We start from the raw sequence: 21,344 nt of genomic DNA, 5'->3' as shown, positions 1-21,344 counted from the left end.
CCGCGGCCCCCTCCTGTACCCCGGCGCAGCCGGCAGCGGCGGCTAGGATGGCAGACATGCCCGAGCTTGCCGCCCACGTCCGCGACGTTCCCGTCAACCAGATCCGCGAGATCACCGAAGCCGCCTGGGGAACCCCCGGCGCGATCGTGCTGAGCATCGGGGAACCGGGGTTCGCCGTCCCCCGCCACATCCTCGAGGCGGGGATGGCCTGCCTGGACCGCGACGAAACGAACTACACTCCCAACGCCGGCTTCCCCGCCCTGCGCGAGGCCTTTGCCGCGAGGTTCCGCGAACACAACGCGACGCCGGTCGGCGCGGACCGCGTGTACGTCGTCGACGGCGCCCAGCAAGGTCTGCACTTCGCGATGAGCCTGCTGCTCTCCCCCGGCGACGAGATCCTGATCCCCAATCCGGGGTACCCCACGTTCGCCATGACCAGCAGCCTGCTCCACGCCGTCCCGGTGCGGTACCCGCTGTATCCCGAACACGCGTTCCAGCCCCGGATCGCGGACATCGAGGCGCTGATTACCCCGCGCACCAAGGTCCTGGTGCTCAACTCGCCGTCCAATCCGCTGGGCGCCGTCCTGGGCGAGGAGCTCACCCGCAGCCTGGTTGAACTGGCCGTCCGCCACGACCTTTGGATCATCTCGGATGAATGCTACGAGGCGTTCACCTACGACGTCCCGCATGTGAGCCCCGCCCGCTTCGACAGTGACGTCCCCGGCGAAGCCCGCGTGTTCACGTCGCTGACCCTGTCCAAGACCTACGGCCTGACCGGGCTGCGGATCGGCGCGCTGATCTGCCCGCCCGGCCTGGAGCAGCAGATGAGCAACGTGATGGAGGCGATCGTCTCCTGCGTCGCCTCGCCGTCGCAGTACGCCGCGCTGGCCGCGCTCACTGGCCCGCAGGACTATGTCAGCCACGCGCACGCGCACTACCGCGCCAACCGGGACGCCGCCTCGGCGGTGCTGGAGTCCAAAGGGATTCCGTTCCTCACGGCGCAGGGCGCCTTCTACCTCTGGGCCGACGTCTCCCACGTCAGCGGCGGCGACGTCCGTTCGTGGGTCCGCCGCTTCCTCGCCGATTCGGGGGTGGCTCTTGCCCCCGGCACCTCCTTCGGTTCGATCGGCGAGGGCTGGATCCGGATTGCGCTGTGCGGCAGCCAGGCAGAGCTGGTGGAAGGCCTGGGGCGGCTCCCCGCCAGGGTCCCGGCTGACAGCTGAGGGCTGAGGCGGCCCGGTCACCGGGCCGCTGTCCCCTACCGCGCCTGACCCGCAGCACCTACCCTGAGTCCATCGCGTGGTCCGGCCAGGCAGTCCGGTCGGATTCACGGTTCGGCCAGGGAGGTTCACATGTGGTGGCAGGACTTGTTATGGGGCATCTGGAACGGGCTGACGGCGTGGATTGTGCTGATCGTCCATGTGTTTGGGCAGTGGAGCGATTTCCCGTTCTACAACTCGGCCAGGGCCGGTAACTGGTACGACTTCGGCTTCCTGCTGGGGGTGGGCTCGCCGTTTCTGGGCGGACTGGGCGCCCGCGGCGCGCGGAGCCGGCGACGCTGAACGGCTGTACGGGCCGGACCGGCGGCCCGGCCCGCGTCAGAGCATGATCTCCGGTTCCGGCGCCGCGTGCGCCGGCGGCGTGTGGCTGAACGAGAGTGTGACGACGAAGTGGGCCTCGGAGCAGTTCTGGGCGATGATGGCCCCGGCCCCACCGGCCAGCTTGACGCCGAACTGGAGTTCCATGTGCTCCGCACCGACTTCCTTCAGCACCTCGGCCGCAGCCGCGGCCGCCGGCCGGACGGCAGCGAGGGCATCCTCCAGCCGGCGCCCGGCATCAGTGATCCCCTGTTCGTTCCTTGCGGGCCGTTCGACGCCGAAGCTGTTCTCCGCAGCCTCCACCAGCACCGTTCCGGATCCCACTTCGTAGCGCAGTATCTCGGTCACTGCGTCCTCCCTCCTGCCCGCAGGCCGGTCACGGCGTGCCCGCGGCCAGGGCGCCGTCGAGCCATTCGCGCAGGGCTGCCGCCGGCGGGGCTCCCGCCTGGCGGGCCACCACTTTGCCGTCCCGGATCAGCAGCATGGTCGGGATGGCCTGGATCTGGAACCGCTGGGAAAGCGCCGGCGAGTTGTCGACGTCGACTTTCACGAGCTTGACCCGGCCCGCCCGGTCGTGGGCCAGCCTGTCCAGCACCGGGCTGACCATGCGGCACGGCCCGCACCAGGCTGCCCAGAAATCGATCAGGGCCGGCGTCGAGGACTGTTCTGCAATGGCGGCGAAGTCGGCGTCGCCGGCGTCCACAATCCACGGCAGGTCGGTACGGCAGTGGCCGCACCGCGGGTGGCCGGCCGCCGCCGCCGGGATCCGGTTCGTCTTCCCGCACTGGGGGCACTTGATCAGGCTGGAGCCCACAGTCCACCGCCTTCCCGGGTCCCCGCAGTCATGGTTCCATGGGACGCTCCGGCGGCGGCCGGGCATAGGGTCCAAAGGCCCCGGGCGGGGCGTCCCCGTCAGTATTCGATGCGGTCGGGGTTGTCGCGCCAGGCCTGGAAGGGAACATCCGACGCCGGTACTGCCGCCTGGCGGACCGGCATCAGGTCCGGCCGGGTGCCGTCGAAGTATTCGTAGAACAGCGCATCGTCGAAGCCGGCAGCGGCGGCCGCGTGGCGGTCCGCAGCGAAATAGACCCGGTCAACGCGGGCCCACAGGGCCGCGGCAAGGCATAGCGGGCACGGCTCGCAGCTGGCGTAGAGCACAGCGCCGCTGAGATCGAACGTGGCGGACGCGGCAGCGGCGGCGCGGATGGCCACCACCTCGGCATGGGCCGTGGGGTCGTTGTCCCGCGTCACCCGGTTGACGCCGGTGTGCACCTTCCCGTCGGCGGTGACCACCAGCGCCCCGAACGGGCCGCCGCCGCCGGCAGCGCTCCCGGCGGCGAGCCGGATCGCCTGGTCGAGGAAACTGCGGATGTCGGTATCTGCGGGCGGCATGGGCATGGTCCGATCATAGCGAGCCGACCGGCCCCGCAGAGGGTCTGCGCGCCCGGAAGGCATCGACTTTGCGGCGCCTGCGGCTTAAAATTCGCTGGGGGCCGCCGTGGAATTTCCCGGCCGCCAATGAACGGTCTCAGTGGTCTCAACGATGTGGATGCTTAGCCATACGCTCCGGGAGCCAGCCATGAGAACCAGATTGTCACTGCTCGCCACGGCCGCCACAGCCGCCGTGTTCTTCTCGACCGGGACCGCCGCCGGCGCCGCACCCGGCAACCCGTCAGGCGGCGGCGGCGGGGACGCCGGAGACAAGTCAGCCGTGCTGCTGACCGGAGGGCTGGTGGGCCCGCTCCACCTCAGCACGGGCCGCAACGGCTCCGTGACCGTGAGCGAGTCCTTTGCCGGCCGGCTGACCCGGGTGGACGACGCGGGGACCCACAGCGTCCTCTACGAAACCCCGGACTGGAGCGTGGCAGGCAACGCCCAGCGGGACGGGCGCACCTACTTCCTCGAAAGCCAGGGCGCCGGCCCCGACCCCGGGGAGCTGGCCGGCCACGTGCGCATCATTGAACAGGACGGCAGCCAGGAGACCCTGGGCGACTTCGCCGCCCTTGAGACGGAGGAGAACGCCGACGGCGGCACCCGGTACGGCTTCCGCGACCTGCCGGCGGGCTGCGCTTCGGAACTGCCGCCCAACATGCCCGAGACGTACCAGGGTGAAATTGACTCCCATCCGTACGGCATCGCGCTGACGGAGCGGACCATCTACGTTGCGGACGCCGGGGCCAACAGCGTGGTGTCCGTTGACGCCCGGACCGGGGAGACCGAGACCATGGCCGTGCTGCCGCCGCGGCCCTACACCATCACCGCTGAGGCTGCCGCCTCCAACGGACTGCCTGCCTGCGTCGTCGGAACCACCTACGATTTCGAGGCTGTTCCGACCGATGTCGCCGTCGGCCCGGACGGCCGGCTGTACGTCACCTCGCTGCCCGGCGGGCCGGAAGACCCGACGCTGGGCCCGCGCGGCGCCATCTTCACGGTGGGACGGGACGGCGACGTGGAGCTCCTGGCGGAGGACATCATGACGCCCACGGGACTGGCCCTGGATGACGACGGCGGCCTGTACGTCGCCTCGCTGTTCGGAGAGGGGGTGCTCCGGATTGACCCGGACTCCGGTGAGTCGACAGTGGTGCTCGCGGCCAAGTTCGCGGCAGACGCCGACATCCGCGGCCATACCCTCTACGCGGCGGTCAACGCCCTGCCCGGCCCGGACGGGCCGCCCGACGGCCAGGTGATGTACGTGGAGCTGGGCGGCCACTGACCAACCATTCGTGAATACACACAGAAATGGCCGGTCCCCTGCCGGGGCCGGCCATTTCCTCGCGCAGGACGCTAATCTTCAGGACTGCGTCGACGCTGAACTACTTGTTGCTGTCCTCATCGACGTCGCCGTCGGCGGAGAGGTCCAGGTCCTCTTCGTCGAAGTCGTCCTCGTCGAGTTCCACGTCCTGGGGAACGTCGCTCTTGTAGGGGTCGGCGTCGCCGGCGTGCTTGGCGCTGGCAGCGAGTGCGGCCACCTCGGCGTCGCGTTTCTTCGCGGCGCGCAGCAGCTCTTCAAGGTTCGAGGCGTTGACCGGGATCTGGTCTGCCACGAACTCCAGCGTGGGGGTCAGCCGCACGGTGATGTTCCGGCCGACTTCCTGGCGCAGCACACCCTTGGCCTTCTCCAGCCCCTTGGCAGCATCGGACTGCGCAACCTCGTCACCGAACACCGTGTAGTACACGGTGGCGTGCTGCAGGTCATTGGTCACCCGCGCATCGGTAACAGTCACACCTTCCAGCCGGGGATCCTTGACCCTCCGGCCCAGCGCCTCAGCAACAACAACCTTTATCCGCTGCGCCAACTTGGCAGCCCGTGCGGGATCAGCCATTTCCACTCCTAAAAAAATTTGGGATGTACGACGGCGCCTGGTGGGCGGAGTCGCTCGCTTCAGTTTTCTGCCACGCACTACGGTGAGTCAAACGACGGACCCCCGTTGGATTCTTTCCGGCGGCCCGGGAGTGGCATCGGGCCTGCCGAAGCTGGGCGGCAAACGATCGAAGATCGATTGCCGCCCAGCGAAGGGGCGGGGCCGCCGGAAAGAATCCAACGGCCCCGCACCTCTTGCTACTGACTCGCCGAAGGCGGTCAGACTAGACGCGCGGCTTTTCGCGCATCTCGAAGGTCTCGATGATGTCACCTTCGTTGATGTCGTTGTACGACCCAAGACCGATACCACACTCGAAGTCCGTGCGGACCTCGGTGGCGTCGTCCTTGAAGCGCTTGAGCGTCTCAACGGTGAGGTTGTCACCGATGATCTTGCCGTCGCGGCTGATGCGGGCCTTGGCGTTGCGCCGGATGACACCGGAGCGGACGATCGAGCCTGCAATGTTGCCGAACTTGGAGGAACGGAACACTTCGCGGACCTCGGCGGTGCCCAGCTGGTGCTCTTCGTACTCCGGCTTGAGCATGCCCTTGAGGGCTGCCTCGATGTCATCGATGGCTGCGTAGATGACGGAGTAGAAGCGCATGTCCACGCCTTCGCGGTCTGCCAGTTCGGCAACACGCTCGGCAGGCTTGACGTTGAAGCCGATGATGACGGCGCTGTCGACCGTCGCCAGGTTGACGTCGTTCTGCGTGATAGCACCGACACCGCGGTGGATAACGCGCAGCTGGACACCCTCGCCAACGTCGATCTTGAGCAGTGCGTCTTCGAGGGCTTCCACGGCACCGGACACGTCACCCTTGAGGATGAGGTTGAGGGTGTCGATCTTGCCGTCGGCGACGGCCTGGTCGAAGTCTTCCAGGCTGATGCGCTTGCGGCGCTTCGCCAGGGCGGCGTTGCGGTCCGCAGCTTCACGCTTCTCGGCGATCTGGCGGGCGGTGCGCTCGTCAGCGGTCACGAAGAAGGTGTCGCCGGCGCGCGGGACGTTGGACAGACCCAGGACCTGCACGGGGCGGGACGGGCCGGCCTCGGTCAGGGCGCTGCCGTCGTCGTCGAACATCGCACGGACACGGCCGTGGGCCGTGCCTGCCACGATGGTGTCGCCGACGTGCAGGGTGCCGGACTGGACCAGGACGGTGGCAACCGCACCGCGGCCCTTGTCCAGGTTGGCTTCGATCGCGATACCGCGGGCGTCCTTGTTCGGGTTGGCGCGCATGTCCAGGGCTGCGTCTGCGGTGAGCAGGACGGCCTCGAGCAGCTCGTCGATGTGCAGGTTCTGGCGGGCAGAGACCTCCACGAACATGGTGTCGCCACCGTACTCTTCCGGAACCAGGCCGTACTCGGTCAGCTGGCCGCGGACCTTGTCCGGGTTGGCGCCTTCCTTGTCGATCTTGTTCACGGCCACGACGATCGGCACGTTGGCCGCCTGGGCGTGGTTAAGGGCTTCAATGGTCTGCGGCATCACGCCGTCGTCCGCTGCAACCACCAGGATGGCGATGTCGGTGACCTTCGCACCACGGGCACGCATGGCGGTGAACGCCTCGTGGCCCGGGGTATCGATGAAGGTGATCTTGCGATCGGCACCTTCGTGGTTGTGCGTGACCTGGTAAGCACCGATGTGCTGCGTGATGCCGCCGTGCTCGCCCGCCATAACGTCGGACTTGCGGATGGCATCGAGCAGACGGGTCTTACCGTGGTCAACGTGACCCATGACGGTGACTACCGGAGGACGCGCTTCCAGTTCCTCGTCGCCTTCGGCTTCCAGTTCGGCCTCGAAGTCGATGTCGAAGCCGGAGAGCAGCTCGCGCTCCTCGTCCTCCGGGGACACGACCTGCAGCTTGTAGCCGAGCTCTTCGCCGAGCAGGGCGAAGGTCTCTTCATCCAGCGACTGCGTGGCCGTGGCCATTTCGCCGAGGTGGAAGAGGACGGTGACCAGTGCAGCGGGGTTCGCCTCGATCTTGTCGGCGAAGTCCGTGATGGACGAGCCGCGGCGGAGCCGGACAACGGTATTGCCGTCGCCGCGGGGCACGCTGACGCCGCCCAGCGACGGAGCACTCATCTGCTCCAGTTCCTGGCGCTTGGCACGCTTCGACTTGCGCTGCTTGCCGCGGCCTGCGCCGCCCTTGCCGAAGGCGCCCTGGGTGCCGCCGCGACCGCGGCCGCCCTTGCCAAAGCCGCCGCCGGCCGGAGCGCCGCCACCGGTGCCGGGAGCACCGGTACCCGGTGCGCCCGGACGGCCCGGACCGCGGCCGCCGCCGGGACGGCCGGCACCTGCGGGTGCGGGACGCTCGGTGCGGTTAGGCATCATGCCCGGCGTCGGCCGGTTTCCACCGGCACCTGCGGGACGGCCGGGTGCTCCGGCCGGACGCGGTGCACCGGGACGGGGACCGCCGGCGCCAGCTGCCGGACGGGGACCGCCCGGACGGGGGCCACCGGCACCGGCCGCGGGACGGGGACCGCCGGGGCGTTCGCCCTCAGTGCGGCTTCCGCCCGGACGCGGCATGCCCTGGGAAGGAGCGAACGGGTTGTTACCCGGACGCGCGGGACGTTCGTTGTCGCCGCCGCGGCCCCGGGGCATGCCCTGGGAAGTGGCGAACGGGTTGTTGCCCGGACGGGGGCCGCCCGGACGGGGTGCCGAACCGCCCTGGCGTGCCGGAGCAGCCGGGGTTTCAGCCTTGGGTGCCGGACGTGCGCCGGGCTTGGCGCCCGTCGACGGGGCCGGAGCCTGGGCAGCGGGGGCCGCCGGTGCGGCGGGTGCTGCTGCGGCCGGGGCCGCTGCGGCGGGAGCGGGAGCCGGAGCAGCTGCTGCCGGCGCCGGAGCTTCAGTCTTGGGTGCAGCCGCCGGTGCCGCGGGCGCAGCCGGAGCCGGCGCGGGCGCCGGTCGGTTTGCCGCGGGGCTGGCGGGTGCCTTGGGGGCGGACGCGGGGGCTTCGGACTTCGAAGCTGCCGGCGCGTCGGGGAACGCGTTGCGGAGTTTCCTCACAACGGGGGCCTCAATGGTGGAAGAGGCAGAGCGAACGAATTCGCCCAGTTCCTGCAGTTTGGTTACTGCATCTTTGGAAGTAATACCGAGCTCTTTAGCGAGCTCGTGTACGCGGACCTTGGCCACATTTCTCCTGTCTCGGTCCGCACCGAGCCAGGCACGAACCGTCTACTTCTTACTGCGGGCCTCCGCCGCGAGTGCAGCTGAAAGGCCCATTGCAGAGCGCAACAAAGTTGTCATCGTTGCGCACTCATCGGTGGGAACTCATCGGGTTTCCATCAGTTTTCTGACCCGCTTTCAGGTTGGACGGTTTTTGCTGCGGCCACCGGGGTGCCCGCGGCTTGCGTGCCTGCCGTGATCCGGCGCTCGACGTCGGCTGTTCCGGTAGCGCCGTTGAGGGCGCGACCGAACGCTCGACGTTTGACCGCCAGTGCCAGGCACTTGTCGCTGGGGTGCAGCCATGCACCCCGGCCAGCCATCCGGCGTCGTTCATCGACCACGACGGCGGTTGAACCGCTGCCGCCGGCGACGAGCCGGAGTAGCTCCGACCGCGGACCCTTCTTCCGGCATCCGATGCAGGTGCGCTGCGGCTGATCCTCGAGGTGCTGCACGTGTGCCACTTACGAGTATCTTCCTGCCAGTACATATCTGCCGGCCCCGGTTGCCTGGGCCCGGTGCGGCCAAGGCGCTGCGAGCAGTTCCTTCGCCGGACGGGTTCCGGACGCGTGGGGATCACGCGGATACCGGCCGTTAGGCGCGGTCATGTCTATTCTAGCCCCTCAAGCGCCCGGGCCCCGAACTTGCGGGACCGGGGGCGCCGGAGGAAGGGCACAGGTGCCTGCGGCGCGGCCCCGCTGCCGGGGCCACGCGCCGGGCCTATTTGTCGCGGCTGACCGCGGCGTCAGAGACGATGTCGATCCGCCAGCCGGTGAGCTTGGCGGCGAGGCGTGCGTTCTGGCCTTCCTTGCCGATCGCAAGGGAGAGCTGGTAGTCCGGGACCACCACGCGGGCCGAGCGGGTTGCCTCGTCCGTGATGGTGACCGAATTCACCCGCGACGGGGACAGCGCGCTGGCGATAAACGTCGCCGGGTCCTCGCTGTAGTCGACGATGTCGATTTTTTCGTCGTTGAGCTCGTTCATGACCGCACGGACGCGGGAACCCATTTCACCGATGCAGGCGCCCTTGGCGTTGATGCCGGGGTTGTTCGCCTTGACAGCCATCTTGGTGCGGTGTCCGGCCTCGCGGGCGAGGGCGACGATCTCCACGGAGCGGTCCGCGATTTCCGGAACCTCCATTTCGAAGAGCTTCCGCACCAGGCCCGGGTGGGACCGGGACAGCGTGATGGACGGGCCCTTGGTGCCGCGGTGCACGTCGATCACGAAGGCGCGGAGCCGGTTGCCGTGGATGTACTTCTCGCCAGGCACCTGCTCCGGCGGGGGCAGCAGCGCCTCCACCGTGCCCAGGTTGACCTGGATCATGTGCGGGTTGTTGCCCTGCTGGATGGTGCCGGCCACCAGCTCGCCTTCGCGGCCCTTGAACTGGCCCAGGACGTTGTCGTCCTCAGCGTCGCGGAGGCGCTGCAGGATGATCTGCCGTGCGGTGCTCGCGGCGATGCGGCCGAAACCCGCGGGGGTGTCTTCGAATTCGCCGATCGGCGCGCCGTCGTCGTCGATTTCGGTGGCCCAGATGGTCACGTGGCCGCTCTTGCGGTCCAGCTCCGCCCGGGCCTTCTCGAAGGCCCCGGGCGTCTTGTGGTACGCCACCAGCAGTGCCTGCTCGATGGTCGGAATCAGGAGGTCCAGCGGGATTTCACGCTCACGCTCCAGAAGTCTCAGTGCGCTCATGTCAATATCCATCAGGCCTCCTCAGAAGGTCCATTGTGTGCGTTCTCCAGACCGGCCTCGTCGAGGTGGCTGAACTCTATCTCGACTTTTCCGCTGCGGATCCTGTCGAAAGGAAGTTTGATGGGGTCGCCCTGCTTGGGCTTCATGCCCTTCTTGACGGTGATCTCCGGGACCAGCGTCACGCCGCCGTCGTCGACGGACATGACGCGACCGGTGACGTTCTCGCCCTGCAGGACACTGACCTTGACCATGCGGCCGCGGGCCCGGTGCCAGTGCCGCTCTTCGGTGAGCGGGCGGCCGACGCCGGGTGAGGACACTTCGAGTTCGTAGGGGCGGGCGTCCATGGTGGGATCGGTGTCCAGGATGTCCGAAAGGGTCTTGGAAATCTCCGCAATGACGTCAAGGCCCACGCCACCGGTCTCCTCCTGCGGCAGGTCCACCACAACGTGGACCACCCGGTTGGCGCCGGCAACGTGAATGGAGACGTCCTCCAGGTACAGGCGGTTGGCCAGGACCGCGGGCTCCAGGAGCGCGTGCAGCCGCTCGGCCTCGAAGTTGTGAGCGGGTGCGGCTTCAGCCTTCCCCGTCCCGGTCCGGTCTGTTGAAGTCGTGGCTTCTGCGTTGGTCATGATGCCGGCCGCCTCCCGCTAGATGATGTTGTGTGTACTAGCCTAGCGATTTTCCAGACGCCGTGGTGCACTTCAGTTCCCGGCCTTCACGCCGGCCGTGACAAAATGGTCCGTTGTGAAAGACGACACCAGGCAAAAGCGGCGGCAGGAGCTGATCCCCCGCATCGCGCTGCTGTCGTGCATCGCTCTGGTGGTGGTCAGCCTCGGCATGGTCCTGAGCCCCGGACGCCCCCAGAAGCCCGTGGAACCGCCATTTTCCGAGCAGGCACGGGCTGCCGCCCTCACCGACACCATGCGCCTGAGGGCCGCCGGCGAGGAGCTCAGCCGGGGCGCCGCCGGCACCGGACAACCCGCTGTGGGGCGGACTGTGAGTTTGCTGACAACCCAGGCCCGGGCCCTCCAGGTGCCCGCCGACGGAGCCGGGACCCCGCCGGCGGCAACAGCCTCCGCTGCCACGCCGGCTACCACTGCCACTTCCACCGCAGCTCCCCTGCCTGCCACGGTGCCGGCCCTGGCTGGCGCACTCGCGGACAGCGCCGGGCAGCGGTTCGCGGACGCTGCCGTGGCCGACGGCGGGATGGCCCGGCTGCTCGCCGCCGTCGGGACCGCCCAACTGCTGCAGGCATCCGCCCTCGCCGCGGCGGCTGGGGTGCCTGCCCCGGCGGTGCCGGACCCCACCGCGCCCCCGCTGTCCGGGGAGTGCCCGGGCACTGCGGCAGCGGCGCCGTCGTCCTCCCCCGCGGCTACGCCGGCCGCAACAGCCGGAGCCGCATCATCCGAGCCTGCCTCAGCCGACTCCCCCGCCGCGACCCTGCCCGGGGCGCTGGCGGCGGCGGTCCGCGCCGAGCGGGAAACCGTGTACGGCTACCAAGTCGCCCTGACCCGGCTGGCAGGCGACGCGGCGGCCTCGGCCTCGCAGCAGCTCGCCCGGCACGAGGACCTTGTGGCCGGGGCCGAGGAGCTGAGCCGGGCACAGTGCGCCCCGGTGCCGCCGCGCGAAGCCGGTTACGCCGTCGCACCCGGGTTCCTTGCAGCGCCTGCCGCCGGACTCGGAACCCTGGAGGCCTCCGGCCTGGCTGTCTACGGCGATCTGGTGGCGCTGGGTGAAGGACAGACGCGTGAATGGGCGATTTCCGGCCTGGTGGGCGCCGCCCGCCGGAGCGTCCTCTGGGGCGCGGACCCGGGCGCACTCCCGGGCCTGACCGCGGACCCGGAAGCGTTCCCGACGCTGCCGCCGTCCCCCACACCCAGCCCCTAGCAGACGTCCCCGCCGGGGAAGCTGTGGCTAACTTAGGCTCATCAGGCTGGCCTGGCGGGGAACACGGTGGTTTGCTGTACCCATGGACAGCCAAACCTCCCCCATCCAGCATGAGAACGAGCCGCACCAGAACGACATCGCACACCGCCTCAACTGGCTGCGCGCGGGTGTGCTGGGCGCGAACGACGGCATCGTCTCCGTCGCCGCGATCGTGGTGGGCGTCGCCGGCGTGACCACCGAGTCCGGCCCCATCCTCATCGCCGGTGCCGCCGGCGTCGTGGGCGGTGCCATCTCCATGGCGTTGGGGGAATATGTCTCCGTCAGCAGCCAGAAGGACAGCCAGAAAGCCCTGATCGAGAAGGAACGCCGGGAGCTGGCGGAGCAGCCCGAGGAGGAACTTGAGGAGCTCGCCGCCATTTACCAGGGCAAGGGCCTTAGCGCGGACACCGCCCGGACCGTGGCCAGGGAACTGACGGCCCACGATGCCCTCGGCGCCCACCTTTCCGCGGAACTGCACATCGACGAGACAGACATCGTGAGCCCCTGGCACGCCGCGTTCGCCTCGGCCGCGGCCTTCCTGGTTGGCGCCATCCTCCCCATGCTTGCCATCCTGCTGCCCCCGGAGGACATCCGTGTTCCGCTGACCTTCGTGGCTGTGCTGGTTGCTTTGGCCCTGACCGGTGCCGTGGGCGCCTGGATCGGCGGTGGCTCCAAGACCAAAGCCGCCGTCCGCGTGGTGATCGGCGGCGCTGCGGCCCTCATCGCCACCTTCCTGATCGGCAGCTGGCTCGGCGCCAGCGGCATCGCCGTCTGACCGCCTGGCCGTACGCGGTGCAGGGTGCACGGCCAGCTACGCTGGAGCCGATGAACCAGCCCGCAGACATCCCGATTCCGCCCGACCTCAGCCGCCGCTACGGCGGCAGCGCAAGCGGCCGCGAGTGGCTGGCATCGCTGCCCCGCGTGGCCGGCCACTGCCTGGACCGGTGGCAGCTGGAACTGGACCTCGCCCCCGGGGCTTTGCCGTGGCACGGCCATGGTGCGATCGTGATCCCGGTCCGCAGCAGAGCCGGCGCTGCCGCCGGCTGCTTGCCCGGCGGCAGCGCCGGAGTCCTGAAAATCGCCTATCCGCACGACGAAGCGCTCGTGGAACCGCACGCCCTGGCGGTATGGAACGGCAAGGGTGCCGTCCGGCTGCTGGCCCACGACGCCGCGGCGGGCGCGCTGCTGCTGGAACGCCTGGACGGCGCACGGTCCCTGCAGGACGAGCCTATGGACGTGGCAGTGCCGGTGTGGGGCTCCCTGGTCCGCCAGCTGAGCGTGGTCCCGAACGGGCGGGCGCAGTGGCAGGAGTTCGGCAATGTGGCGGCCCGGGCTGAACAGTGGAGCGACGAGCTGCCCGAGAGCTGGGAACGTCTGGGCCGGCCTTTCCCGCGCTGGCTGCTGGAGGCTGCCCTTGAGGTCTGCCAGACCCGGGGCGCCGTCGGCCGCCGCTCGGGCAAGGACGTGCTGGTCCACACCGATCTGCACTACCTGAACGTCCTGGCCCGGCCCGGCGCCGTGGTCCCCTCAACCGGCAGTGACCAGGCCGGCAGTGAACCGGCTGCCGGCTGGGCCGCCATCGATCCGCAGCCCATGGTGGGCGAGGCGGAATTCGCGGTGGCGCCGCTGCTGTGGAACCGGATCCGGGAGCTGCCCCGGGCCGACCCGCATCGGGGCCTGCAAGAGCGCTGCCGGGATTTCAGCGCCGCGGCCGGGCTGGACGCCGAGGTGGCCCGGCAGTGGAGCCTCGCCCGCGAGGTGGAAAACGCGCTCTGGTACGCCTCGAAGCCCCGGCACGGGGGCGACCTGGCCCGCTCACTCTGGGTGTCCAGTACGCTCGCCGGCCGGACGCTCCCGGAGCTCCCCGCGGCCCATGAGCTGCCGGCGCCGGGGGAAGCAGCGGGCTAGCGATCCTCCTGCCGGGAGCCGCGGACGGCGGCCACCGCGTCCCGCACGGCATCGACGGCCACTGCCACGTCGGCGTCGTCCGTGCTCCAGTTGCTGACGGAGATCCGCAGGATGTCGCGGTCCTGCCACCGGGAACCGGACATCCAGACGCGGCCGTCGTCGATGATCCGCGCAGTCACCGCCCGGGTGGTGGCGTCATCGCCAAACGCCAGGGACACCTGGGTGTAGTCGACGTCGTTGAGGACCTCGACGCCGTCCAGCGCGGACAGCTGCTCCGCCAGTTGCCGGGCGCACTGCACCAGCCCGCGGACCTGGCCGGCGACTCCCTCCCGGCCCAGGGACTTCAGGGCGGCCCACACCGGGACGCCGCGGGCCCGGCGGGAAAGCTCCGGCACTGTCTCGAAGGGGTCCGCAGCGCCGCCGGCGTCCTGGATCAGGTAGCTGGTGTGCAGGCCCATGGCCGCGCGCAGCGCCCGGGCGTCCCGGACCACGGCGATCCCGCAGTCGTAGGGCACGTTGAGGGTCTTGTGCGCGTCGGTGCCCCAGGAATCGGCGCCCTGAAGCCCGGCCGTGAGGGCCGCCAGTTCGGGTACTGCTGCGGCCCAGAGCCCGAACGCGCCGTCCACGTGGACCCACGCGCCGTGTGCTTTGGCGATGGCGATCGCCTCCACAAACGGGTCAAAGGCCCCCGAATGCAGGTTTCCGGCCTGCAGGCAGACCAGCAGCGGAGCCGGGCCCGAGCCGGCCGCCGCAGCGCTCTCCACGGCGCTGCGGAGGGCCTGGTCCAGCTTCCACGGGTCGATGCGGCCCTGCCGGTCGGAGGGGACCACCGTGGGCCGGCCCAGGCCCAGGTACCGCAGGCCGAGGTCGATGGTGTCGTGCCGTTCCTGGCCCACGAAGCAGTGGATCCGGGGGCCGCCGGCGAGGCCGTCCGCGTCGAGGTCCCAGCCGGCGTCGGCCATCAGGCGCCACCGGGCCGCGGCGAGGCCGGTGAAGTTCGCCATGGTGGCGCCGGTGGCGAACCCGACGTCGGCGTCGGCGGGGAGCCCCAGCAGCTCCAGCAGCCAGGCGCCGGCGGCCTCCTCGATGGCCGCCGTCGCGGGGGTGGCGAACCGCAGCCCGGCGTTCTGGTCCCAGGCGCTGACCATCCAGTCCGCGGCCAGCGCGGCCGGCAGCGTGCCGCCGATGACCCAGCCGAAGAACCGTCCGGAGGGCATGGCCATCAGCCCGGGTTCGGCCTTCGCGGCCAGGTAGTCCACCACCTCCGCCGCCGGCATGCCGTCCCGGGGCAGGGGGCCGCCGAAGGCCGCGGCAAGGTCCGCCGCCGTCACCTGCGGGCCGACGTGCCGGGTCTCCTGGCTCTCCAGCCACTGGCGGGCGTGGTGGGCCGCTGCTTCAAGGGCGGCGCTGTAGCGTTCCTCGGGTGCTGACATAGCTGCATGCTACGCCCGCTCCGGCAGCGCGGGCAGGGGTGTCAGGCGAAGCTGTCCTGCCAGATGTCGGATCCCAGCTTGATGATCAGGGCCCCGACGACGGCGAGGAACACGATGCGGATGAACTTGTTCCCCTGTTTGACGGCGGTCCGGGCGCCGAGGTAGCCGCCGGCCATGTTCGCCGCGCCCAGGACCAGCCCCAGGCCCCACAGCACGGCGCCGTGGGGCACGAAGAACAGCAGGGCGCCGGCGTTGGTGGCCATGTTGACAATCTTGGCCTTGGCGCTGGCTTCGAGGAACGCATATCCCATCGCCGAGACCAGTGCGATGATCAGGAACGACCCCGTGCCGGGGCCGATCAGACCGTCGTAGAAGCCGATCACACCGCCGATCAGGCAGGCCAGCACGTAGTGCCGGTGGCCGCTGTGCCGCAGGCTGGTCAGCTCGCCCACGTTGGGGCGGAAGGCCGTGAACAGCGCGACGGCCACCAGCGCCGCGACGATGATCGGCTTGAACACGCTGGCCGGCAGGTTGGCCGCGAGGACCGCCCCGCCGAAGCTGCCCGCCATGGCGATCACCGCCATGGGCAGCGCGGTGCGCAGGTCCGGCCGCACCTGGCGATAATACGTGGCGGCACTGGTGGTGGTGCCGAAAATCGACCCCATCTTGTTCGTCGCCAGCGCCTGTACCGGGCTGATGCCCGGCACCAGGAGCATCGCCGGGAGCTGGATCAGTCCGCCGCCGCCGACGACGGCATCGACCCAGCCCGCGGCGAAGCCGGCCACGACGATCAGGATGAGGGTGCTGAGCTCGATCGACTCGAGTCCGGAGACCACGCCCGCGGATTCAGCGGGTTAGTGGTTGCGGACGGCGTCGACGCAGAAGTCGACTGCCTTCTCAACCGCGATGTTCTCGGCGTTGCCGGTGCGGCGGTCCTTGATCTCCACGACCCCGTCCACCAGTCCGCGCCCGACGGCGAGGATGGTGGGCACGCCCACCAGTTCGGCGTCGCCGAACTTCACGCCCGGGGACACCTTGGGACGGTCGTCGTAGATCACGTCCAGGCCGGCGGCCTCGAGCTCGAGGGCCAGTCTCTCCGCGGCGGCGAAGATCTCCTCGCCGCGGCCGACGGCGACAACGTGGACGTCGGCCGGGGCGACGGCGCGCGGCCAGACGAGGCCCTTGTCGTCGTGGTTGGATTCGGCCAGGGCAGCGACGGCGCGGGTGACACCGACGCCGTAGGACCCCATGGTCACCACGACCTGCTTGCCGTTCTGGTCCAGGACCTTCAGGTCCAGGGCTGCGGCGTACTTGCGGCCGAGCTGGAAGATGTGGCCCATTTCGATGCCGCGGGCGGTTTCCAGCGGGCCGGAACCGTCGGGGGCCTCGTCGCCGGCGCGCACCTCGGTGCACTCGATGACGCCGTCCCAGCCGAAGTCGCGCCCGGCAACGAGTCCGAAGACGTGCTTGCCGGCCTCGTTGGCACCGGTGACCCAGGCGGAGCCGCGGACCACGCGGGGATCCACGAGGTACAGCAGCTTGGCCGCACCCTCCGTGCCGAGCAGCGGCGCGTCGAGGGACATGCCGGGGCCCAGGTAGCCCTTGACGATGAGGGGGTGCTTCTTGAGGTCCTCCTCGCCGGCGGCCTCGAGCGTGATTTCGCCGGCGATGGGCAGGAAGGCCCCGATGTTCGCCTCGACGCGCTTGAGGTCCACTCCCCGGTCGCCGGGGACGCCGATGACCACGATCTGGCGTTCACCGGTGGGCAGGGTGACGGCGAGGACCACGTTCTTGAGCGTGTCAGCGGCCGTCCAGGCGCCGCCGTCGGCCTCGCTGCGCGGTACCAGCACGTTGGCGGCGTCCACCAGCGTGTCAATCGTGGGGGTGTCCGGGGTGTCGCGGACAACAGCTGCGGGGGCGTTGGAGAAGTCGATGTCCGGCGGGACCACGGTGGTGACGGCTTCGACGTTGGCGGCGTACCCTCCGGCGGACCGGACGAACGTGTCCTCGCCGATCTCGGTGGGGTGCAGGAATTCCTCGCTCTTGGACCCGCCCATGGCCCCGGCGGTGGCCGAGACCGGAACAACCTCGAGGCCCAGGCGCTCGAAGATCTTCAGGTAGGCGCCGCGGTGCGCCTCGTAGCTGGCGTCCAGGCCGGCGTCGTCGACGTCGAAGGAGTAGGAGTCCTTCATGATGAACTCGCGGCCGCGCAGCAGGCCTGCCCGGGGACGGGCCTCGTCGCGGTACTTGTTCTGGATCTGGTAGATGCTCAGCGGCAGGTCCTTGTACGAGGAGTACAGGTCTTTGACCAGGAGGGTGAACATTTCCTCGTGGGTGGGGGCCAGCAGGTAGTCGTTGCCCTTGCGGTCCTTGAGCCGGAAGATGCCCTCGCCGTATTCGGTCCAGCGGTTGGTGGCCTCATAGGGTTCCTTGGGCAGGAGGGCCGGGAAGTGCACCTCCTGGGCGCCGATGGCCGCCATTTCCTCGCGGATGACCGTCTCCACCTTGCGCAGCACGCTCAGGCCCAGCGGCAGCCAGGTGTAGATGCCCGGGGCGGCGCGGCGGATGTAGCCGGCACGGACCAGGAGCCGGTGGCTGGCCACTTCAGCGTCGGCAGGATCTTCACGCAGGGTGCGCAGGAACAGCTGGGAGAGTCGAAGGACCACTGGGTATCTATCCGTTTCTGGGAAGGTGCGGGGCAAAGCAGTCATCACTGGGAACGGTCAATCCGGCCCGCGAGGCTAGGTACTAATCTACCGCCAGCCCGGACGCAGAAGAGCCACGCCATAACTGACGGAAGCCCCTGGCCGTTTCCGGCTGGTCATCCTGTCATGACGTGGCTCTGCGGCCCCCAGTACCGCCAAATCTGGCAGTGGGCTCCTGTTGTTGCCCCCAATGGGCGTTTGCCACCCCGGCACTTGCACCCGGGGTACCACGTGCCCATGCGACACGGCTAGGTCGAACCTATGTGACGCAGGGCACGAAAACAAGAGTTGGCATCCAGATATTTTTCCAGCGGTGCCCGGCTGAGGCGCTCCGGGATCAGGCCACCCGGGATCCTATTTCAACAGCGCGGCCGCCGCATCGAGCATGGCGCCGGCCCTGTCAGCTGCCTCCTGCTCGCTCGCTCCGCCCGATGCCACGCTGGTGAGCAGGACTCCCTGCTGGATGGCCTGCACTGTGATCATGGACTGCCGGCGGCCGTCGGAGATTTCCGAGTCGGTCCGGTAGCCTACGGCGTCCGGAAGACCGCTGATGCCGTCCAGGACGGTGACGTTCGCGTTGATCTGGACGCCGTTCGCGGTGATGGACATCGTGGAACACGTGTCGAGGTCGGCAGCCATGTCGGGGACCCGGGCGAGGAATGCCTCACCGAGGCCCGAGGACAGCGAGATCGCTGTCGAGGCGCCGCTGGCCTGGTCCACGCTGCTTCCCACGGCAAAGGCGGCGTCGTCCGTTGAGGGGGCGACCCCCGCTAGTGCCAGTTCACGGCACGCGGCCGGTTCCACCGTCATCGCAGCCATCGCGGCCTTGGTCTGCTCGAGGCTGGCCGCCACGTCGGCGGCAGACAGGACGCTCAGCGCGCGGCCCTGGTCATCCTTGAGCCGGCCCACCACGGCTTCCAGTTCGCCGGCTGTATACGTCCGGGCACTCGGCGGGGCCGGCGCTGCCGATGTGGCGGTCGCCGCGGGCGTTGCGGCTGCCTCGACGCCGGTTGCCTTGGCGTCGCCGGCACTGGCTGAGCCGCTGGTGCCGCCGCATGCTGACAAGGTTGCAGCAACAAGGGCTGCGGCACCGAAAGTGCGCAGAGCTGTGATCTTCAATTTTCCCCCAAAAAGAATGAATGCCGGCAGACGCCCGCTAGAAGAGCACTGTAGCGAACGTACCCACTTGGCGGAAGCCCACCTTCTCGTACGTGGCCCGGGCCCGGGTGTTGAAGCTGTTCACGTACAGACTGGTGACGGGGGCCCGGGTCTGGGCCAGGACCACGACGGCGGCCATATACCCGGCGCTGAGGCCCCGGCCGCGCAGTGCGGGGTTCATCCAGACGCCCTGCACCTGCGTCACGTCGGGGGTGACGGCGCCCAGCTCTGCTTTGAACACCACCTCGCCGGCGTCCAGGTGAACCAGGGAATGCCCCTCGCGGATGAGCCCTTTGACCCGGCGGCTGTAGTATTCCCGCCCGCCGAGGTACGGCGAATAGCCCACTTCCTCTTCGAACATCGCCGCGCAGGCGGGCAGGATCTTGTCGAAATCGGCGAGCTGGCCGAGGCCCAGCAGTGGATTCGGGGCCACGGCCGGGGGCCCGGAAATCGTCATCAGCGGCTGGTCACCACGGATCTCGTGGGCCGTCTGGCCGAACTGTTCCAGCGCGACGTACAGCGCCAGCACCGTGTCGGCCGGTCCGAAGATCGAGGCGTAGCGGCGTCCGGAACGGTGCGCGGCGGCCGCCACCGCACCGGCGAGCCCTGGGTCGAGCTGCACCGGCACCAGGTTGGCGCCGGCCCAGCAGGCGCCCACCAGGGTGCCGCCGTCGAACACGCCGAGAATGTTGGCGCCGCCGGCCGTGGGGGCAGCCGAACCGGCGGTCTCCAGGTGGGACAGGATAAAAACATTGGCGACGGCGTCCTGCCGCGCCAAGTCCCGGAGCTCGGACGTGTCCGAGCCGCCCAGTACCCGGACGGCGACGCCGGCTGGGGCGCCGTCCTTACGAGACGCTAACCACGGGGCTACCCTTGACAGCATCTTCGCCATCGGCCTCCCCCATTTCTTCAGCGATCCGCATGGCCTCTTCGATCAGTGTCTCAACAATCTGGCTTTCAGGCACAGTTTTGATGACTTCGCCCTTGACGAAGATCTGGCCCTTGCCGTTGCCCGAGGCGACGCCGAGATCGGCTTCGCGGGCTTCACCCGGCCCGTTGACGACGCAGCCCATTACGGCAACGCGCAGCGGGATCTCCATGCCTTCCAGGCCAGCGGTGACCTGCTCTGCGAGCGTGTACACGTCCACCTGGGCGCGGCCGCAGGACGGGCAGGAGACAATCTCGAGCTTGCGCGGACGCAGGTTGAGCGACTGGAGGATCTGGTTGCCGACCTTGATTTCCTCGACCGGCGGGGCGGAGAGCGAAACCCGGATGGTGTCGCCGATGCCCCGGGACAGCAGAGCCCCGAACGCCGTGGCCGACTTGATGGTGCCCTGGAACGCCGGCCCGGCCTCCGTGACGCCGAGGTGCAGCGGCCAGTCGCCCTGTTCGGCGAGCATCTCGTAGGCGGCGACCATCACCACGGGGTCGTTGTGCTTGACCGAGATTTTGAAGTCGCGGAAGCCGTGCTCCTCGAACAGTGAGGCTTCCCAGACCGCGGACTCCACCAGGGCTTCCGGCGTGGCCTTGCCGTACTTCTTGAGGATGCCCGGTTCCAGCGATCCGGCGTTGATGCCGATCCGGATCGACGTGCCGTGGTCCTTGGCCGCCCGGGCGATCTCCTTGACCTGGTCATCAAACTTGCGGATGTTGCCGGGGTTGACCCGGACCGCCGCGCAGCCGGCTTCAATCGCGGCAAAGACGTACTTCGGCTGGAAGTGGATGTCCGCGATCACGGGAATCTGCGACTTCCGGGCGATGATCGGCAGCGCCTCGGCGTCGTCGGCGGACGGGCAGGCGACGCGCACGATGTCGCAGCCGGAGGCCGTGAGCTCGGCGATCTGCTGGAGCGTGGCGTTGATGTCCGTCGTCGGGGTGGTGGTCATGGACTGCACGCTGATCGGGGAATCGGAGCCGACGCCCACCGAGCCGACCTTGATCTGGCGGGTCTTGCGGCGGGGCGCGAGGACGGGGGGCGGTGCTGACGGCATTCCCAGGCTGACCGAGGTCACATGGACTCCTTGTATCGAAGAAAGGCTAGTCGTATCGAAGTAGGGCTGGTCGAATCGAAGTAGGGCTGGCGGGTTGGTTAGCCGGCGTGCCCGGCGAGGAGGCCGGTCACGGGCGCCCAGGCCATGGTGCGGGTGCCGGAGATGGCGCCGGCGGCGGCGAAGGGGTCCTGGCGGAGGAGCTCGTTCAGCGCGCTTTCGTCGTCGGCGTTAAAGATGAGCAGGGCGCCGGCGCCGTCACCGTACGGGCCGCTCGCGAGGAGCGCGCCTTCCTGGGCCAGCCCTGCGGTCCATTCGCGGTGCGCGGGGCGGGTGGCGTTGCGGATTTCGGCGGATTCGGCACCGTATACGTACTCAACAGCAAAAACAGTCATACGGATACACTATCGCCCCGCCGGCCGT

The 21,344-nt window shown here is 69.3% G+C and carries 21 protein-coding genes; 6 read left to right on the top strand and 15 right to left on the bottom strand.

Annotated elements, in window-relative coordinates:
* The first annotated feature begins 56 nt into the window (after nt 1–56).
* Nucleotides 57–1,223, top strand: coding sequence for a pyridoxal phosphate-dependent aminotransferase (locus AR539_RS08455; RefSeq protein WP_197410575.1), 1,167 nt, complete (start codon nt 57–59; stop codon nt 1,221–1,223).
* 129 nt (nt 1,224–1,352) lie between these two features.
* The gene (locus tag AR539_RS08450; protein ID WP_066434794.1) at nt 1,353–1,562 is read left to right on the top strand and encodes a hypothetical protein; all 210 of its coding nucleotides are present in this window, start codon (nt 1,353–1,355) and stop codon (nt 1,560–1,562) included.
* Nucleotides 1,563–1,598: 36 nt separating this feature from the next.
* Here AR539_RS08450 and AR539_RS08445 read toward each other — a convergent pair whose 3' ends face one another.
* The 3 genes from AR539_RS08445 to AR539_RS08435 form a co-directional block, all read right to left on the bottom strand.
* Entirely contained in the window at nt 1,599–1,946 is a 348-nt protein-coding gene (locus AR539_RS08445; protein WP_066434791.1) for a CU044_2847 family protein, read from the bottom strand.
* A gap of 28 nt (nt 1,947–1,974) precedes the next feature.
* Entirely contained in the window at nt 1,975–2,412 is a 438-nt protein-coding gene (trxA, locus tag AR539_RS08440; protein ID WP_066434788.1) for a thioredoxin, read from the bottom strand.
* 98 nt (nt 2,413–2,510) lie between these two features.
* Nucleotides 2,511–2,996, bottom strand: a complete 486-nt coding sequence (locus AR539_RS08435) for a deaminase (RefSeq protein WP_066434786.1) — start codon at nt 2,994–2,996, stop codon at nt 2,511–2,513.
* A 181-nt stretch (nt 2,997–3,177) separates the two neighbouring features.
* Between AR539_RS08435 and AR539_RS08430 the strand changes: the two genes are divergently transcribed.
* Nucleotides 3,178–4,311, top strand: coding sequence for a ScyD/ScyE family protein (locus tag AR539_RS08430; RefSeq protein WP_066434783.1), 1,134 nt, complete (start codon nt 3,178–3,180; stop codon nt 4,309–4,311).
* Between the two features lie 100 nt (nt 4,312–4,411).
* Here the strand turns inward: AR539_RS08430 and rbfA are convergent, their stop codons facing one another.
* From rbfA to rimP, 5 genes are all read right to left on the bottom strand, one after another.
* A complete protein-coding gene (rbfA, locus tag AR539_RS08425; protein WP_066434776.1) occupies nt 4,412–4,921 on the bottom strand; it encodes a 30S ribosome-binding factor RbfA in 510 nt (169 codons plus the stop codon).
* 262 nt (nt 4,922–5,183) lie between these two features.
* Nucleotides 5,184–8,084, bottom strand: a complete 2,901-nt coding sequence (infB, locus tag AR539_RS08420; protein WP_066434769.1) for a translation initiation factor IF-2 — start codon at nt 8,082–8,084, stop codon at nt 5,184–5,186.
* Between the two features lie 152 nt (nt 8,085–8,236).
* Nucleotides 8,237–8,578 carry a YlxR family protein gene (locus tag AR539_RS08415; RefSeq protein ID WP_066434766.1) on the bottom strand — a complete coding sequence of 114 codons (342 nt, stop codon included), beginning with the start codon at nt 8,576–8,578 and terminating at the stop codon, nt 8,237–8,239.
* A gap of 256 nt (nt 8,579–8,834) precedes the next feature.
* Nucleotides 8,835–9,815: a transcription termination factor NusA gene (gene nusA, locus AR539_RS08410; RefSeq protein ID WP_066434763.1), complete on the bottom strand. Its 981-nt coding sequence runs from the start codon at nt 9,813–9,815 to the stop codon at nt 8,835–8,837.
* A complete protein-coding gene (gene rimP, locus AR539_RS08405) occupies nt 9,815–10,432 on the bottom strand; it encodes a ribosome maturation factor RimP (protein WP_066434755.1) in 618 nt (205 codons plus the stop codon). The genes nusA and rimP overlap by 1 nt, the downstream gene beginning before the upstream one ends.
* A gap of 115 nt (nt 10,433–10,547) precedes the next feature.
* Between rimP and AR539_RS08400 the strand changes: the two genes are divergently transcribed.
* The 3 genes from AR539_RS08400 to AR539_RS08390 all read left to right on the top strand — a co-directional run bounded on the left by AR539_RS08400 (nt 10,548) and on the right by AR539_RS08390 (nt 13,637).
* Nucleotides 10,548–11,690, top strand: coding sequence for a DUF4439 domain-containing protein (locus AR539_RS08400; RefSeq protein ID WP_082699248.1), 1,143 nt, complete (start codon nt 10,548–10,550; stop codon nt 11,688–11,690).
* Nucleotides 11,691–11,772: 82 nt separating this feature from the next.
* The gene (locus AR539_RS08395; protein ID WP_066434753.1) at nt 11,773–12,504 is read left to right on the top strand and encodes a VIT1/CCC1 transporter family protein; all 732 of its coding nucleotides are present in this window, start codon (nt 11,773–11,775) and stop codon (nt 12,502–12,504) included.
* A 50-nt stretch (nt 12,505–12,554) separates the two neighbouring features.
* Nucleotides 12,555–13,637 carry an aminoglycoside phosphotransferase family protein gene (locus AR539_RS08390; protein ID WP_066434751.1) on the top strand — a complete coding sequence of 361 codons (1,083 nt, stop codon included), beginning with the start codon at nt 12,555–12,557 and terminating at the stop codon, nt 13,635–13,637.
* Here AR539_RS08390 and AR539_RS08385 read toward each other — a convergent pair.
* The 7 genes from AR539_RS08385 to AR539_RS08355 all read right to left on the bottom strand — a co-directional run bounded on the left by AR539_RS08385 (nt 13,634) and on the right by AR539_RS08355 (nt 21,316).
* A complete protein-coding gene (locus AR539_RS08385; protein WP_066434747.1) occupies nt 13,634–15,070 on the bottom strand; it encodes a pyridoxal phosphate-dependent decarboxylase family protein in 1,437 nt (478 codons plus the stop codon). The two genes, AR539_RS08390 and AR539_RS08385, sit on opposite strands and share 4 nt — an antisense overlap.
* Before the next feature lie 41 nt (nt 15,071–15,111).
* Entirely contained in the window at nt 15,112–15,906 is a 795-nt protein-coding gene (locus AR539_RS08380) for a sulfite exporter TauE/SafE family protein (protein ID WP_066434743.1), read from the bottom strand.
* 18 nt (nt 15,907–15,924) lie between these two features.
* The gene (locus AR539_RS08375) at nt 15,925–17,736 is read right to left on the bottom strand and encodes a proline--tRNA ligase (RefSeq protein ID WP_066434740.1); all 1,812 of its coding nucleotides are present in this window, start codon (nt 17,734–17,736) and stop codon (nt 15,925–15,927) included.
* Between the two features lie 393 nt (nt 17,737–18,129).
* Nucleotides 18,130–18,894, bottom strand: a complete 765-nt coding sequence (locus AR539_RS08370; RefSeq protein ID WP_231728544.1) for a hypothetical protein — start codon at nt 18,892–18,894, stop codon at nt 18,130–18,132.
* A gap of 37 nt (nt 18,895–18,931) precedes the next feature.
* Nucleotides 18,932–19,816, bottom strand: a complete 885-nt coding sequence (locus AR539_RS08365; RefSeq protein ID WP_066436327.1) for a GNAT family N-acetyltransferase — start codon at nt 19,814–19,816, stop codon at nt 18,932–18,934.
* A complete protein-coding gene (ispG, locus tag AR539_RS08360; RefSeq protein ID WP_066434737.1) occupies nt 19,779–20,945 on the bottom strand; it encodes a flavodoxin-dependent (E)-4-hydroxy-3-methylbut-2-enyl-diphosphate synthase in 1,167 nt (388 codons plus the stop codon). The genes AR539_RS08365 and ispG overlap by 38 nt, the downstream gene beginning before the upstream one ends.
* Before the next feature lie 77 nt (nt 20,946–21,022).
* Nucleotides 21,023–21,316: a YciI family protein gene (locus AR539_RS08355; RefSeq protein WP_066434734.1), complete on the bottom strand. Its 294-nt coding sequence runs from the start codon at nt 21,314–21,316 to the stop codon at nt 21,023–21,025.
* Nucleotides 21,317–21,344: the final 28 nt, after the last annotated feature.

The organism is Arthrobacter sp. EPSL27 (genome assembly GCF_001512305.1).
Lineage (GTDB): Bacteria > Actinomycetota > Actinomycetes > Actinomycetales > Micrococcaceae > Arthrobacter.
Note: the sequence above shows the minus strand (reverse complement) of the source record. Positions and strands in the feature narration are given on the sequence as shown.